The organism is Actinomadura citrea (assembly GCF_013409045.1).
In the GTDB taxonomy this organism is placed as follows: domain Bacteria; phylum Actinomycetota; class Actinomycetes; order Streptosporangiales; family Streptosporangiaceae; genus Spirillospora; species Spirillospora citrea.
Map to the genome: position 1 here is coordinate 799671 of NZ_JACCBT010000001.1, position 14771 is coordinate 814441.

Here is a 14771-nt window from a genome sequence, read left to right on the forward strand (position 1 = left end):
CTAGGCCGTCTTCGTCTCCCCGCGGAGCCGCATCGGGACGTCGTCCTCCCGGTCGTCCCACAGCGGCATCGTCCGCTCGACGAGCTTACGACGTGGATCGGGCCCGATGGTGTCGTCCAGGGGTGTGACCCAGTGCCAGGCGGTGCCGCCGTCGGCGTTCCACCGGGGGCGGCCCAGGAAGAGCTCCATCTCCAGCGGCGCCTCGGTGGCGCTGTGCGCGAGCACCAGCGTCACGACCCCGGGCGTGTCGCGCGCCTCGATGCCCAGCGGGAGGACGAGCTGCGGGTCCTCGACGTAGGTCTGCCTGGCCACGGCCTGCTTGGTGGGGCTGTCGCGGTCCCACCGGATGCCCCTGACGTTCCCGAACTCGTGCCGCTTGAGAAGGACGCGGTACGGCCCGTACCGCCAGCCGGGGGAGCCGTTCAGATCGTCGCGGACGACCTGCGGCTCGGCCTCGAAGACCCGGTCGATCTGCGACGCGAGCGCGTCGAAGGCGCCGACCCCGTACGTCCGCTCCGTGAACCCCGCCGCCCGGCTCAGCCCGCCGAAGACGGCCAGCGTCGCCTCGCGGTGGGCCTCCCGCAGGGCGTGCAGGAAGCCCGCTGCCAAGAGCTCGTCCCAAGCGTCCCTGTCCTCAGCCACGTCCCGACCATAGCCAGAGCCGCCGACATTACGCGCAGCCCTCGAACTCGGGGACCTCGCGGACGAGCGTGAGCCCGCTCTTCCCGAACCACCTGTCCAGCAGGCGGCCGGCCGTCCCGTCCTGGTACATCGTCGTGATGGCCCGGTTCACCGCCTCGCACCCGTCCGCGTCGTCCTTGCGCATCCCGACCCCGTACCGCTCGTCGGTGAAGGGCGCGTTGACGATCCTCAGGTCCGGCGCCGCGAACCCGGCGAGGACCAGGTCGCCGGTGGAGATGGCGTCCACGGTCCCGGATCGCAGCTTCGCCACGCAGTCGCTGTAGGACGATCCCGGGACGAGCCTTGCGGCGATACTCAGACCGACCACCACCCGCTCGGTCGAGACCGACCCGCTGGCCTGGCACATCTTCCGCCCGGCCAGATCGCGCACGCTCTGGACGCGGGTCTCGCTCCGCCGCACCATGACGTCCTGGTGAGCGACGTAGTAGGGCCCGCCGAAGTGGACGAGCCTGGCCCGGTCCGGTGTGATCGAGTAGGACGCGAGCACCAGGTCGACGGCGTGCTGGTTCAGCAGCTGCTCCCGGTCGTCGGACCTGACCTCGCGGAACGTCACATGGGACGCCCCGAGGCGGCGGGCGATGTAGCCGCCCACGTCGACCTCGAAACCCTGGAGCACCCCGTTCTTCCTCAGCCCCAACCCGGGCTGGTCCGCCTTGACCCCGACCACGATGACGTCCTGGCTGCGGATCGAGGCTTTGGCGGTCGCACATCCCACCAGTGCGAGTGCGAGGGCTAGAAGCACGAAAATGGCGCGCACGAACCATGACTAGCGAGAGAAAACGGCCGCCGGATGAACGTGAGGCGACCGTCCAATGCCGGCTGGTGAACCTCTCGGCACCCTTACCGCCGTCGCACGCGCCCAGGTCGCCAAATGGCCTGACGGCCGCCGGGGCGATATGCCTCCGGCAGCCGTCAGGCGCACTTCGCTGAAGTCAGCCGTGGACTCGGTGCGTCCCCTGCGCCAGGCGGCCGGTGGCGCCTCGCTCACCCCTGAGCGTGACGACGCCCATCAGGAGGAGCCAGTAGCTGAGGATGGCGCCCAGGGAGGCGGTGGTGCCCCAGCCGTTGGCGGCGTAGAAGAACGACGGGTCGTTGCCGAAGAAGAGCGAGGGAATGAAGGCGAAGTTGACCGCGGCCAGCACGTAGGCGGACTTCCCCGTCCAGCGCGGCAGCGCACCGGTCTTCGTCACCGCGTAGCCCAGCGCGACCAGGAAGAACCCCAGCAGCATGCGACCGATGGACCCGTACAGGATGTACGTCCCGCTGACGGAGATGGTCGGGTCGATCGGACGGTCGGCGGCGATGACGGCCCCGGCCTCGAGGCCGCTGGAGATGAGGGTGACCAGAACGTAGGCGAGCCCGGCGGCGAAGGCGAAGTTCCCGGCCCATTCGTACCGCGGGTCGACGCTCTTGACGAATTCGCGGAAGCCCGTCACGAAGAGGAGCAGGAATCCGAGGGCCAGGATTCCGAGGAGAAGGCGGGAGAGGACATTGGAGTCCGGCGGCGGGCCCGAGTAGACGAAGTACAGCGGAACCTCGACGATGAGGGCGACGGCGGCGGCGAGGCACGACCATCCGGTGAAGCGCCGGGCGAGAACTGTGTCCACGAGAGTGCCTTTCTCAAGTGCGAGTGGGGGCGGCATCTGCGGAACACTTTGCCGGGCGGGACACGGCCTGTCCGTGGGCGTGCCCCCCGCATCGCGGTAGAGCTATGCCTACCTTTCCGGCACCCGCCTCACGTCGCCTTGCGACTCCGCCGCTCCCGGCTGCTCCTCACGGGCGCGGCCTTTCCGTCGGCGACGAGCCGCTCGTGCTGCTGCCATCCCTGGAGCCACTTCCACCCGGAACCGAGCGCCGCGGTCGTCGCGGCCACCATGAACGTCGTCACCTGCGTCTCGTCGAGGTGAGCCCCGGGCACGAGCTGCGCCACGACTCCGGCGAGCCAACCGGCCGCCACAGCGAACACGGGCGTGAACAACGCGACTCCACGTCCGAGCCAGGACGCCTCCCCGTCCCGGGGCTCGGCGCTCTCAGCCGTTTCCGATGGGACGTCCTCAACCGAACCGTCCACCACAGGACCACACTCCAAGACAAGCGGAAGGACGCTCCGCCGCCGCGCCCTTCATGCGACTTCGACCGCCTCAGAGTGCCGCGCCGAGCGCGTCCCCGTCCCCGGAACCCGCCAACCGTCTCCGAAAACGGCCGATAACCGGCGTGGGCGGCTCAGAGCGCCAGGTATTCGTGGACCGAGCGGACGGCCGTGGCGCCCTCACCGACCGCCGAGGCGACCCGCTTGATCGAGTCCTTCCGCACGTCTCCCGCGGCGAAGACGCCGGGCATGCTCGTCTCCAGCGGCATCGGGTCCCGGTCGAGGGGCCAGCGGGGCGGGTCCCGGTCGTAGATCTCGCGGCCCGTGAGCAGGTAGCCGTGCTCGTCGCCGGCGACGCCGTCCGGGAGCCACCGCGTGTGCGGCTCCCCTCCGATCATGATGAAGAGCGCGGCGGCCGGGACGCGTTCGGTGGTGCCCGACACCCGGTCGGCGAGCGTCAGGGACCGCAGGCGTTCGCCGCCGCCGCACCCGACCACCTCGGTCCGCCGGCGGACGACGATGTTCGGCGTCGTCTCGATGGCGCGCACCAGGTAGGTCGACGCCGACTTCGCCAGGCTGTCGCCCCGGACGACCAGCGTGACCGTGCGAGCGTGCTTGGCCAGGTGCAGCGCGCCCTGGCCCGCCGAGTTCCCGGCGCCCACGATGAAGACGTCCTGGCCCCGCATCGCGCGGCTCTCGCCCACGGCCATCCCGTAGAACACTCCGGCGCCGACGAGGGCCTCCAGGCCGGGGACGCCGAGCCGCCGCCAGTCGACGCCCGTGGAGATCAGCACCGCGCGTGCGCTGACCTCGGAGCCGTCCGCCATGCGGACCACCCGCCGGTCGCCGCGGCCTTCGAGGGCGACCGCCTGCTGGGCGAAGACGATGTGCGCGCCCATCAGCCACGCCTGCTCGCAGGTCCGCTCCATCAGGTAGCCGCCGGCGATGCCGTGGGGGAACCCCGGATAGTTCCTGATCATCGGGCTCGTCCCGGCCTGCCCGCCCGAGAAGGCGCGCTCCAGCAGCACGGTGTCGAGCCCCTCGGACGCCGCGTACACGGCCGCCGTCAGCCCGGCCGACCCGGCGCCGACGATCGCGATGTCGCAGACCTCCAGGTCGTTCACGACGCTGACGCCGATCGCGCAGGCGAGATCGGGGACCTGCGGGTCCACGTACGCCCGGCCGTCGTAGCGGATCACCACCGGCAGCCGGGACGCGTCGACGCCGGCCTCCCGCAGCAGCCGCCGCCCGGTCTCCTCGCCGGGCGGGTGGACCACGAACGGCAGGTTGAAGCGCGCCATCACGTCGCGCAGCCGCAGCACCCGGGGGTCGTCCAATTCGGCGACGACGCGGAACAGCTCGAACGTCGGTTCCTGCTCCTCCGTCCACGAGGACAGGAACTCGCTCACCGCGCGGTGCATCGTCTCGTCGTTCGTCCACGGCCGGACGAGGTGGTAGTCGGCGTACCCGAGGGCGATCGCCTGGACCGCCGGACTGGTCGAGGTGTAGTCGCGGTCCACCATCAGCACGCGCTTGGCATTGGGATACGACTCATGCGCTCGCGTGAGGACGTCGGCGCAGGCGTCGTCCACCATCAGCAGCGCGACGGATTCCTTCGCCCGCGCCATTTCCTCCAGCGCGTCGCAGGCCTCCCCGGGCGAACTCGCACCCTTCACGGTGAACGCCTCGCCCAGCCGTCGCGTGAGGTCGGCGAGCAGTACACGCCGCGAACCCGCGTCGTGATCCACCACGAGAATGACCGGTGCCATCACCCCTACCAGCGTAATCGCCGCCGCCGGACCGGAAGGGCGACCGCGGCCGTCCGGGCGCGGGGCGGCCTCCGGGGACCCGGGTCCGTCGCCTGGGACGCCCGGCGCTCGCCTCCCCTGCCGGGCACGGGAATCCGGGCGCGGGGATCTTGCCCGGTCCGGTGGGCGTCGGTCCGGTGGGTGCCGATCAACCGATTCCAACCTTTTGCCGGATGTTTGGCCCGGCCGGAGAGGTGCGCCCCGCCCCCGGCGCAGGGCGCGGGGGTAGAACGTGTTCTTGTGTTTTGCGGGTGGAGCTAGGAGGCTGGGCGCATGGACCTGGTTGCCCTGGAAGAGATTCGGCGGCTCAAGTACCGGTACCTGCGGTGCGTCGACCTGAAGCTGTGGGACGAGTTCGCCGAGGTGTTCACCGAGGACGCGGTGGCGGAGTACGACACGCCCGTGCTCGGTAAGACGCTCAGGCTGGAGGGGCGGGACGCGATCGTCGAGTACATGCGGTCCAACCTCGGGCCGGACAAGATCAGCGCGCACACGGCCGGATGCCCGGAGATCGACCTCGACGGGGACCGGGCGACGGGGATCTGGTCGCTGGACGACACGATCGTCCTCCCGGGGGCCCGGCTGCTCATCCGGGGTGCCGCCTTCTACCACGACGTCTACCGGCGGGACGGCGGCCGATGGCGGGTCGAGAAGACCGGGCACCGGCGGACCTACGAGTACATGGTGTCGCTGGACGACGCGCCGAGCCTGAAGTTCACCACCTCCCATTGAGCGGGACGCGGGTGTTGCCGCCCACTTAGAACGCGTTCTAATCTCCGTTCCGCCAGAGCACGGCCTCGCGCCCGCGAACCGAGGAGAGCCCGGTGGCCACCGACCCAGCCGAAGGCAGCACCGACCGCCTGGGCGCCGCGACGCGCTCGTTCGCCGACGCGGTCGTGGAGGCGGAGCGGATCGTCCGCGCCGCGCCGCACGTCAAGACCGACCAGGACCTGGCCGAGGGCCTCGACTACCTGGCCGGCAGCATCAAGGCGTCGCTGCACATGGTGGGCGCCTACCAGCAGGACTATCCGTTCTTCGCGTCGTCCACCGGGCCCTACACCAAGCTCGGGCTCGACAATCCCGACACGCTGTACTTCCACGCCTACATCCGGGACGACGCCGAATACGTCGTGACCGGGCGCCGGGGGACGACCGCCGACCTCAGTTTCCAGATCATGAACGGCGACTACTCGCCCGCGAAGTCGCCCGACAGCCTCACCGCCTTCGACGACCGCGAGCTGGACATCGCGAAGGACGGGACGTTCCAGTTGCGGTTCGGCCCGCCGAGACGGGACGCCGGGCCCGGATACGTCGCGCTCGCCCCCGGCTCCGCGATGCTCATCGTGCGCGAGGTCTTCAGCGACTGGGAGAGCGAGAGACGGGGGGAGATCCGCATCCACCGTGCGGACACGCTCGGGACCTCGCCGCTGCCCGTCCCGTCCGACCGGATGGCCAGGCGGTACGAGATAGCGGGCAGAATGCTGGTGTCCCGGATCCGGACCTTCCTGGCCTTCCCCGAATGGCACTACCTGCAACTGCCGGTCAACACGCTCACCGAGCCGCGGCCCACGCCCGGCGGGCTGGCGACGCAGTTCTCGTCCGTCGGTCACTACGACCTGGACGAGGACGAGGCGATGGTCATCACCGCCCCGGCCGCCGACCGTGAAGTGGCGCCCTACCAGGGCTTCCAGCTCGGCAGCATGTGGTACGTCTCGCTCGACTACATCAACCACCAGACGAGCCTCACCACCGACCAGGCCCGCGTGGACGAGGACGGCATGATCCGGTACGTCGTCAGCGAGCGCGATCCCGGGCTCGCCAACTGGATCGAGCGGACCGGGCACCGCCGCGGTTACCTGCAGTTCCGCTGGCAGCGCCTCACCCGGGACCTCACGCCCGAGGACGGGCCGAGCGTCGAGGTCGTGCCGTTCGAGGATCTGCCGCGCGCCCTGCCCTTCCACGAGGGCCAGCGCGTCGGGAGAGAGGAATGGGCGGAGCGGATCGCCGCCCGCCAGACCGCCGTCGCGAAGAGGATGCTCGGCTGATGGGCGCGGGACTGCTGGACGGCAAGGTCGTCGTCGTCTCCGGCGTGGGCCCGGGACTCGGCCGGGGGCTCGCGCTCCAGTGCGCCAAGGCCGGGGCCGACGTCGTGCTGGCCGCGCGCAACGAGGAGCGGCTCGCCGAGGTCGCCAAGGAGGTCGAGGAGCTCGGGCGGCGGACCGCGACCGTCCCGACCGACATCCGGGACGCGGCGGCCTGCGAGCGGCTCGCCGAGGCCGCGCGGGAGGCGTTCGGCCGGGTGGACGGCCTGGTCAACAACGCCTTCGCCACCCCGCCGCTGACCGATCTGACGAAGGTCGACCTCGACGCGGTGCGGGCGGGCTTCGAGACCAACGTCCTCGCCGCACTCCATCTGACCAGGCTGTTCGTCCCGGTGCTGGAAGAGTCCCGCGGCTCCGTCGTCATGATCAACTCGGCGGTGCTGCGGCATTCCCGGCGGACGTTCGGCGCCTACAAGATGGCCAAGGCGGCGCTGCTGGCGATGGCACAGAACCTGTCCACCGAGCTCGGGCCGCGCGGGATCCGCGTCAACACGATCGCGCCCGGCTACATCTGGGCGCCCAACCTCAAGTGGTACTTCCACCACCTCGCGGAGAAGCGCGGCGTGACGGCGCAGCAGGTCTACGACGAGAACGCCGCGACGACCGACCTGCGCAAGCTGCCCGAGCCCGACGAGGTCGCCGACGCCGCCGTGTTCATGCTGTCGCCGCTGGCCCGCGCCGTCACCGGTCAGTGCCTGGACGTCAACTCCGGCGAGTGGCACCACTAGGAAGGGCGGACCGATGACGAACGGTCGCGACAGCGTGGGGACCGTCGAGGACCTCCACGCCTCGGCCAGCAAGATCACCGGGACGGACGACTTCGGCGGCGACGAGTACCTCGACGGACTGAAGGTGCTGCTGGAGTCGCTGGCCGGGGACGCCGGGCTCACACCGCTCGGCAACAAGGCGCAGCGCGCGCTGCTGCGCGGCGCCCTGGTGGCCCGGCAGTTCTCCGAGACGGCCTGGCGGCGGCACCCCGGACACGCGGACGTCGCCGTCGAGCGGCCGATCTTCGTGACCGGCCTGCCCCGCACCGGGACCACGGCGCTGCACCGGCTCCTCACCGCCGACCCCGCGCACCAGGGACTCGACCTGTGGCTCGCCGAGGTGCCGCAGCCGCGGCCGCCGCGCGGGACCTGGGCCGACGACCCGGTCTTCCAGGCGATCGACGCCGGATACCGGCGGCACCACGTGGAGAACCCCGAGTTCATGGGCGTCCACTACATCTCGGCGGACTCGGTCGAGGAGTGCTGGCAGCTGCTCCGCCAGAGCATGCTGTCGATCTCGTTCGAGTGCCTGGCGCACCTGCCGACCTACTCGTCCTGGCTCGCCGGGCAGGACTGGACGGACGCCTACCGCAGGCACCGGCGCAACCTCCGGCTCATCGGCCTGAACGACCCCGGCCGGCGCTGGGTGCTGAAGAACCCCAGCCACCTGTTCGCGCTGGACGCGCTGCTGGAGGTCTACCCCGACGCGCTGATCGTCCAGACGCACCGCACGCCGCGCACCGCGATGGCGTCCATGTGCAGCCTCGCCGCGCACGCCACCGCCGGATGGTCGGACGTGTTCACCGGCGCCACGATCGGCCGCGACCAGCTCGACCTGTGGAGCCGGGGCCTCGACCGGTTCCGCGCCGAACGGGAGCGGCACGACCCGGCGCGGTTCGCGGACGTCCACTACGACGACTTCGTCCGCGACCCGATCGGCACGGTCGAGTCCGTCTACGCGCAGTTCGGGCTGCCGCTGACGGACGACGCCCGCGCCGCCATGACGAGGCTCCACGGCGAGAGCTCCACCGGCGCCGCGAAACCCGCCCACCGGTACTCGCTCGCGGATTTCGGCCTCACCCCGGAGCAGGTCGACGAGCGCTTCGCCGACTACGCCGCCGGACTCCGGTGAGCCGCGAACCCGCCTGACGGCGCGGCGTCTCCGCGTCTCAGCGGGTCGGCTCGGGGGCGCGCCGCGGGACCGGCGGCGCCGGGGACGTCCGGGCCGCCCGGTCCGGTCCGGGCATGAACAGGCCGGCGAGAGCACCGGCCAGCGACAGCGCGCCCGTGAGGGTGAGGGCGGGTCCGAAGCCGTCGGAGAAGGTCTCCGCGGTCCCGTAGCCGCCCTTGGCGGTGAACAGCGCGGCGGCGACCGCGACGCCGAGCACCGCGGCGAGCTGCCGCAGGGCGTTGAAGACGCCGGACGCCTTGCCGATCTCCCGCGCCGCGACGGAGTTGATGACCGCGGTCTGCGCGGCGGGCATCGCCATGCTGATCCCGGCCCCCGCGACGATCATGGGCGCGATCAGCTCCGGATAGGCGGTCGAAGGCCCGGCGGTGAGGCCGATCCATCCCAGCCCGATGCCCTGCAGGGCCAGTCCGGTGGCGGTGAGGGGACGGGCCCCGACCCGGTTCACGAGCGCCCCCGCGGCGGGCGCCACCACGGTCACGGTCGCCGTCCACGGAACGAGCTGGAGCCCGGCGGTCATCGGCCCGGCCCCGAGCACCGTCTGGAGGAACTGGGCCATGAAGAACAGCGAACCGTACAGCGCCGCGTACATGAGGAGCCCGGCGGCGTTGCCCGCGGAGAAACCGCGCGAGCGCAGCAGCCGCATCGGCACCATCGGCTCCCGGACGCGCAGCTCCCACGCGACGAAGGCCGCCAGCAGCAGGGCCCCGGCCGCCAGCGCGGCGTCCACCTCGAAGGCGTCCCAGCCGGAGCCGTCGGCGCGGATGAGGCCCCAGACCAGCCCGAGCGCGCCGCCCGTCACCAGCAGGACGCCGCCGAGGTCGAAGGAGGCGCCGCCGCCCCGGCTCTCCGGGACGTACCGGAGCACCAGCGGGACGACCACCAGCCCGATCGGCACGTTGAGCCAGAAGATCCACTGCCAGGCCAGCCCCTCGGTGACGACTCCGCCGACCACCGGCCCGGCCACCACCGCCAGGCCGGTGACCCCGGCGAAGACGCCGAGGGCCCGGGCGCGCCGCTCGGGCGGGAACCCGGCGCTCAGCAGCGCCATCGCCAGCGGCATCACCAGCGCGGACCCGCACCCCTGGACGGCGCGGGCGGCGATCAGCCAGCCGATGCCGGGCGCCGCCGCGCAGGCCGCCGAGGCGGCCGTGAACAGGCCGAGCCCGCTCACGAACATCCGCCGGCGCCCGAAACGGTCGCCCAGCGCGGCGCCGGTCATCAGCAGGACGGCGAAACTGAGGCCGTAGGCGTTCACGGTCCATTCGAGCTGTTCCATGGTGGCGGACAGGTCCAGCCGGATCCTGGCCAGCGCGGTCGTCACCACCGTCGCGTCCAGCGCCACCATCAGCGACGCCGTCGCGGTCAGGCCGAGCAGCCTGCCGCTTGTCCTCTGCGCCATGCGCGTTCCCTCCAGGTAGTCAGGCGAGGCTCGCCATCGCCTGTACAAACCGGCCGCGCGGGCGATGTTCAGCGGGCGGAAGCCGACGAATCCGGCCCTGGCCTCCGGTCAGTACATGGGGAGGTGCGTCCTGATGAAGACCGATGAGAGAGATGCCGGGCCCGAGGAGTTCGGGCGGATGACGGATCCGTTCCGGCGGGAGCTGCTGGCCTACTGCTACCGGATGCTCGGTTCCGTCCACGACGCCGAGGACCTGGTCCAGGAGGTGTACCTGCGCGCGTGGCGGTCGTATGCGACCTTCGACGGCCGGGCGTCGCTGCGCACGTGGCTGTACCGGATCGCGACGAACGCCTGCCTGAACGCCCTGGAGCACAGCAGCCGGCGGGTGCTGCCGTCCGGTCTCGCGTCGCCGACCGACGACGTGCCGCCGCCCGGGTCGCGAGTCCCGGAGGTGCCCTGGCTGGGGCCCCTGCCCGACCGCCTCGTCGGCGGCGTCCCGGAGGATCCGGCGACGGTCGTCGCCGAGCGGGCCGGGCTGCGGCTGGCGTTGATCGCGGCGTTGCAGTACCTGCCGGCCAGGCAGCGGGCCGTGCTGGTCCTGCGGGACGTGCTGGGATGGCCCGCCGCGGAGGTCGCCGGAATGCTCGGGATGACCGGTGCGGGGGTCAACAGCACGCTGCTGCGCGCCCGGTCCCGCCTGGAGCGGCTCGTCCCCGCCAGCGACGAGATCACCGAGCCGGACGAGCCGGGGCGCCGCGAACTGCTCGACCGGTTCGCCAGGGCCTTCGAGACGGTCGACATCCCCGCGCTCACCCGGCTCCTCACCGAGCAGGCGGCCTGGGAGATGCCGCCCGTTCCGCACTGGTTCAGCGGCCGGGAGGCCATCGGCCGGCTGCTCGCCGCCCGGCTGCCCTCCGGCCGCGATCCCAACCTGCTCGTCCCCGTCCATGCGAACGGCCAGCCCGCCTTCGGCGCGTACCTGCGCGGCGACGACGGCGTTCTGCGCGCGCATTCCATCATGGTCATCACTCCCACCCATTCCGGAATCGCGCACATTTCGAGTTTTATGGACCCGTCCCTTTTCGATGACTTCGACCTTCCGCGGGTCCACGTGTGATCGTGCTCGCCCCGTCCGCCGCGTCCCCGCTTTTACGGAACGCGGCGGACGGGTAGGTCACGGGGCATCACCGCAGGTGCTCTTTGGGGGACGAGCCCGATGACGAAAGCACTGCCGCCCACCAGCCGGAATCGCGCGAGCCTGGCCTACCGGCTTCGCTATGCCGCGCAGAACCCGGAAAAGATCGGCACATATCTGTCACGAGTGGCACGAGATCTGAAATTCCGGGTCTCCAGCCGTGACCACGTCGCCTACTACCGGGCCGTCATGAAGGCGGACGCGGCCAGGAGCCCGGAGGCCGCCGTCGGCAGCCCGACCCGCGAACGCTGGCTCGCCCTCGGCCAGATGCAGTTCGACTACCTGCTCAGGCACGGTCTCAAGCCGGACGACCGCCTCCTGGAGATCGGCTGCGGCAACCTGCGCGCCGGCTGGCGGTTCATCGACCACCTCGACGCCGGCAACTACTACGGCATCGACATCTCGCCCGACATCCTGCTCGCCGCGCAGCACACCCTCGTCCGCAACGACCTCCGCGAGAAACTGCCGCACCTGACGCTGGTCGGTGACCTGAAACTGCGCTTCCTTCCGGCGGAGCACTTCACGGTCGTGCACGCGCACAGCGTTTTCAGCCACTCGCCGCTGGAGGTCATCGACGAGTGCCTCGCGAATGTGGGGCGCGTCATGGCCCCCGGCGGATTCTTCGACTTCACCTTCGACCGCACCGACGGAACCGAGCACCACGTGCTGCGCGAGGACTTCTACTACCGCACCGAGACCCTGACGTCCCTGGCCGAAAGCCACGGCTTCACCGCCCGTTTCATGGACGACTGGGAAGAGCTCCCGCACGGCCAATCCAAGATCCGCGTCACCCGGTGAGGAGGCCGGGGAGCCGCGGCGCCGCTCGTGCGGAGGTTCCCGCGGCTTTACGTCCGCGAGGGTTTGGTCCGCTCCGCCCTGCGGGATCTTCGGCAGGTCGGGGTGACGTCAGATCGGGGAGACGATGAACTTCGCTCGGACCGCACGCGCCGCGCTCGTCACGGCCGCGCCGGTACTGCTGGCGAGCGCGCTCCTGGCCGGTTGCGGCGACGATCCCACGGAGACCGACGTGTCGCCCGCGGCCGGGGTGGCCGGGCAGATCGGGCAGGTCGCCATCCGCAACCTCTTCGTCCTCGGCGGCGAGGAAGGGCGGACGATCGCGCAGGGCGGGTCGGCGCCCGTCTACCTCACCATGGTCAACTCGCCCAGCGAGGTCGAGAGCTTCAACGCCTCCGGGAGCCCGGCCCCCCGGCCCGGGGCCGACACGCTGACGTCGGTCTCCTCGCCCCAGGCCGCGTCCGCCGAGATCGTCGGCGGGACCATCGCCCTCCCGGCCGGCCGGGACGTCCAGGTCGGGCCGGCGCCAAAGATCATCTTGCGCGGGCTCAGGAAGCCGCTGCAGTCCGGCGAGCTCGTTCCGCTCACCCTGCGTTTCCAGCATGCGGGCAGCGGGTCCCTGAACGCCCCGGTCCAGGCCCGCCAGGGCGACCTGCAGAGCTACTCCCCGGCGCCCTGACGCCGTGACCCGTCCGACACCCCGCGACCTGCATCATCCGGGCGCGGGAGGGAAGGCAGAAGCGGTGTGGGATCCCCCCAGGCCTCCGTCGCCGTGCCATGCCCCCCGGAGGCCCCGCACGGCCGATCTGAGGACCATGATTCTCTTCACCAACGCCAAGGCCGGAACGCACGACGCCCAGACCTTGGACCGGGTCGCCGCGCTGATCCGGGACGCCGGGCAGGAGGTCACCGTCTGCCCGTGCGTCGCGCCCGACGACCTCGACGAGGCGCTGGACCAGGACCGCAAGGCGGTCGTCGTGGCCGCCGGCGGGGACGGTTCCATCAACCGCCTGGTCCGCACCCTGCACCGGCGCGGCGAGCTCGACCGGACGGTCGGGCTGCTGCCGATGGGCACCGGAAACGACCTCGCCCGCAACCTCGGCATCCCGCTCGACCCCGACGAGGCCGTCCGCCTCCTGCTGGACGGCGGGCACCGCGAGCTGGACATGATCGTCGACGAGGACGACCGCGTCACGCTGAACGCCGTGCACGTGGGCATCGGCGCATCGGCGGCGGAGAGCGCGACACGGTTCAAGAGGAGGCTCAAGGTCGCGGCGTTCCCGCTGGGCGCGATCATCGCGGGCCTGCGCCACTCCGGGTGGCGGCAGCGGGTCGAGGCGGACGGTGAACTCGTCGCCGAGGGCAAGTTCCTGATGGTCGCGCTCAGCAACGCGCCCGGCATCGCCGGCGGCTCCGCCCAGCTGGCCACGGACGCGCATCCCGGGGACGGGAAGCTGGAACTGGTCGTCTCCGCCGCCACCGGACCCGTCGCGCGCATCGCCTACGCCCTGCACCTGCGCGACGGCAGCCACCGCTACCGGGACGACGTCCTGCACACCACGGCCCGCAAGGTCAGGATCAGCGGACAGGAGTTCCGGAGCAACAGCGACGGCGAGGTGTCCGGCCCCTACACCAGCCGTACCTGGACCCTGCACCCCCGTGCCTGGCGGCTGATCGCCCCGGCCAAGCCCGCCTGAGGGAGGTGCCGCCGGAACCGCCGCCGGAACGGTCAGGCGGTGGTCTCCTGGCGCGTCCGGACGGGGACGAGGGGGTGCAGCTCGTGCGTGCCGGGCCGCACGATCGCGTACGAGCTCTCCGGCACCTCCCTCCACGCGCCCTCAAGATGGTGGATCGGCTCGGACACGACGAACCGCGCGTCCGTCCCGAGCCCCTGGAGGACGTCGAGCCCTGGATAGAGCCCGCGCAGCTGGGCGATGTCGGTGGAGTAGAAGAGCGACCTCGTGCGTCCCAGACTGGAGTAGCGGAACACCCAGATCGACTCACCCTCGCTCGTGGCCACCGTCATCTGCAGCGGATCGGGCACTCCGCGGCGCCGCCCGAGGTCCTCGACGAGGCCGATGGTGCGGGCGACGGCGCCCGGCGGATCCTCCATCAGGCCGAAGGTGAGCGCCAGGTAGAACAGGGCCTCGGAGTCGGTCGTGCCCTCGATCTCGGGGTAGAGCGACGGGTCGACCGCGAGCATGACGTCCCGCTTCAGCCTGGGGTAGTCCGCGATGGCCCCGTTGTGCATCCACAGCCACCGCCCGTGCCGGAACGGATGGCAGTTGCTGCGCTGCACCGAGGCGCCGGTCGAGGCCCTGACGTGCGCGAACAGCATCCGGGTGCGGATCTCCCGGCTGATCTCGCGCAGGTTCGGGTCGTTCCAGGCGGGAAGGACGCTCTTGTACACGCCCGGGAGCCGGCTCTCCCCGAACCAGCCGATGCCGAAGCCGTCCCCGTTCGTGGTCTCCTCTCCCAGCCGGGAGCGCAGGCTCTGGTTGATCAGGGAATGGGCCGGCCGGAAGAGCAGGGCCTCCGCCAGGGCGGGATCCCCGGAGTAGGCCATCCACCTGCACATCGCCACCCACCTCGCATCGACTCGCCCCCGCGACGACCGGGAGCCCGCCCCCGCGATTCGGCCAGGACCGAACTCCCCTTTTGTTCCTCCCTACCCGATGAGGCCCGCCGCCACCAGCACGGGACGACTCCGCGGGCCCGCGCC

At 71.5% G+C, this 14771-nt stretch carries 15 protein-coding genes; 8 read left to right on the forward strand and 7 right to left on the reverse strand.

From position 1 onward, the window contains the following. The 5 genes from BJ999_RS04010 to BJ999_RS04030 form a co-directional block, all read right to left on the reverse strand. Positions 1-642: a hypothetical protein gene (locus BJ999_RS04010; protein WP_179832013.1), complete on the reverse strand. Its 642-nt coding sequence runs from the start codon at positions 640-642 to the stop codon at positions 1-3. Positions 643-670: 28 nt separating this feature from the next. Continuing rightward, positions 671-1459, reverse strand: a complete 789-nt coding sequence (locus BJ999_RS04015) for a glutamate ABC transporter substrate-binding protein (protein WP_179832014.1) — start codon at positions 1457-1459, stop codon at positions 671-673. 175 nt (positions 1460-1634) lie between these two features. Beyond that, positions 1635-2309, reverse strand: a complete 675-nt coding sequence (locus BJ999_RS04020) for a hypothetical protein (protein WP_179832015.1) — start codon at positions 2307-2309, stop codon at positions 1635-1637. Positions 2310-2437: 128 nt separating this feature from the next. After that, entirely contained in the window at positions 2438-2680 is a 243-nt protein-coding gene (locus BJ999_RS04025; RefSeq protein ID WP_179832016.1) for a hypothetical protein, read from the reverse strand. 245 nt (positions 2681-2925) lie between these two features. Beyond that, positions 2926-4560, reverse strand: coding sequence for an NAD(P)/FAD-dependent oxidoreductase (locus tag BJ999_RS04030; RefSeq protein WP_179832017.1), 1635 nt, complete (start codon positions 4558-4560; stop codon positions 2926-2928). 312 nt (positions 4561-4872) lie between these two features. Here BJ999_RS04030 and BJ999_RS04035 point away from each other — a divergent pair, with 312 nt between their 5' ends. The 4 genes from BJ999_RS04035 (at position 4873) to BJ999_RS04050 (ending at position 8600) form a co-directional block, all read left to right on the forward strand. Continuing rightward, entirely contained in the window at positions 4873-5331 is a 459-nt protein-coding gene (locus BJ999_RS04035; protein ID WP_179832018.1) for a nuclear transport factor 2 family protein, read from the forward strand. Between the two features lie 92 nt (positions 5332-5423). Beyond that, positions 5424-6644: a hypothetical protein gene (locus BJ999_RS04040; protein WP_229810248.1), complete on the forward strand. Its 1221-nt coding sequence runs from the start codon at positions 5424-5426 to the stop codon at positions 6642-6644. Next, the gene (locus BJ999_RS04045) at positions 6644-7429 is read left to right on the forward strand and encodes an SDR family oxidoreductase (protein WP_179832019.1); all 786 of its coding nucleotides are present in this window, start codon (positions 6644-6646) and stop codon (positions 7427-7429) included. The genes BJ999_RS04040 and BJ999_RS04045 overlap by 1 nt, the downstream gene beginning before the upstream one ends. A gap of 13 nt (positions 7430-7442) precedes the next feature. Continuing rightward, positions 7443-8600 (forward strand): sulfotransferase family protein, encoded by a 1158-nt coding sequence (locus tag BJ999_RS04050; protein WP_179832020.1) that lies wholly within the window; start codon positions 7443-7445, stop codon positions 8598-8600. A 37-nt stretch (positions 8601-8637) separates the two neighbouring features. On the opposite strand, the gene BJ999_RS04055 is transcribed toward BJ999_RS04050, so the two are convergent. Continuing rightward, on the reverse strand, positions 8638-10059 hold the full coding sequence (locus tag BJ999_RS04055) for an MFS transporter (protein WP_179832021.1): 1422 nt from the start codon (positions 10057-10059) through the stop codon (positions 8638-8640). A 133-nt stretch (positions 10060-10192) separates the two neighbouring features. On the opposite strand from BJ999_RS04055, the gene BJ999_RS04060 reads away from it, so the two are divergent. From BJ999_RS04060 to BJ999_RS04075, 4 genes are all read left to right on the forward strand, one after another. Next, positions 10193-11176, forward strand: coding sequence for a sigma-70 family RNA polymerase sigma factor (locus tag BJ999_RS04060; protein ID WP_179832022.1), 984 nt, complete (start codon positions 10193-10195; stop codon positions 11174-11176). A gap of 99 nt (positions 11177-11275) precedes the next feature. Further along, on the forward strand, positions 11276-12052 hold the full coding sequence (locus tag BJ999_RS04065) for a class I SAM-dependent methyltransferase (RefSeq protein WP_179832023.1): 777 nt from the start codon (positions 11276-11278) through the stop codon (positions 12050-12052). 124 nt (positions 12053-12176) lie between these two features. Continuing rightward, positions 12177-12728 (forward strand): copper chaperone PCu(A)C domain-containing protein, encoded by a 552-nt coding sequence (locus BJ999_RS04070; RefSeq protein WP_179832024.1) that lies wholly within the window; start codon positions 12177-12179, stop codon positions 12726-12728. 136 nt (positions 12729-12864) lie between these two features. Next, entirely contained in the window at positions 12865-13746 is an 882-nt protein-coding gene (locus tag BJ999_RS04075; RefSeq protein WP_179832025.1) for a diacylglycerol/lipid kinase family protein, read from the forward strand. A 32-nt stretch (positions 13747-13778) separates the two neighbouring features. On the opposite strand, the gene BJ999_RS04080 is transcribed toward BJ999_RS04075, so the two are convergent. Beyond that, positions 13779-14627: a class II glutamine amidotransferase gene (locus tag BJ999_RS04080; RefSeq protein WP_218934930.1), complete on the reverse strand. Its 849-nt coding sequence runs from the start codon at positions 14625-14627 to the stop codon at positions 13779-13781. Positions 14628-14771: the final 144 nt, after the last annotated feature.

Excerpts from the sequence above, each read along its gene's own strand:
- BJ999_RS04030 (WP_179832017.1), bottom strand. The coding sequence starts at position 4,560 with ATGGCACCGGTCATTCTCGTGGTGGATCACGACGCGGGTTCGCGGCGT.
- BJ999_RS04035 (WP_179832018.1), top strand. The coding sequence starts at position 4,873 with ATGGACCTGGTTGCCCTGGAAGAGATTCGGCGGCTCAAGTACCGGTAC.
- BJ999_RS04045 (WP_179832019.1), top strand. The coding sequence starts at position 6,644 with ATGGGCGCGGGACTGCTGGACGGCAAGGTCGTCGTCGTCTCCGGCGTG.
- BJ999_RS04050 (WP_179832020.1), top strand. The coding sequence starts at position 7,443 with ATGACGAACGGTCGCGACAGCGTGGGGACCGTCGAGGACCTCCACGCC.
- BJ999_RS04055 (WP_179832021.1), bottom strand. The coding sequence starts at position 10,059 with ATGGCGCAGAGGACAAGCGGCAGGCTGCTCGGCCTGACCGCGACGGCG.
- BJ999_RS04060 (WP_179832022.1), top strand. The coding sequence starts at position 10,193 with ATGAAGACCGATGAGAGAGATGCCGGGCCCGAGGAGTTCGGGCGGATG.
- BJ999_RS04065 (WP_179832023.1), top strand. The coding sequence starts at position 11,276 with ATGACGAAAGCACTGCCGCCCACCAGCCGGAATCGCGCGAGCCTGGCC.
- BJ999_RS04070 (WP_179832024.1), top strand. The coding sequence starts at position 12,177 with ATGAACTTCGCTCGGACCGCACGCGCCGCGCTCGTCACGGCCGCGCCG.
- BJ999_RS04075 (WP_179832025.1), top strand. The coding sequence starts at position 12,865 with ATGATTCTCTTCACCAACGCCAAGGCCGGAACGCACGACGCCCAGACC.
- BJ999_RS04080 (WP_218934930.1), bottom strand. The coding sequence starts at position 14,627 with ATGTGCAGGTGGATGGCCTACTCCGGGGATCCCGCCCTGGCGGAGGCC.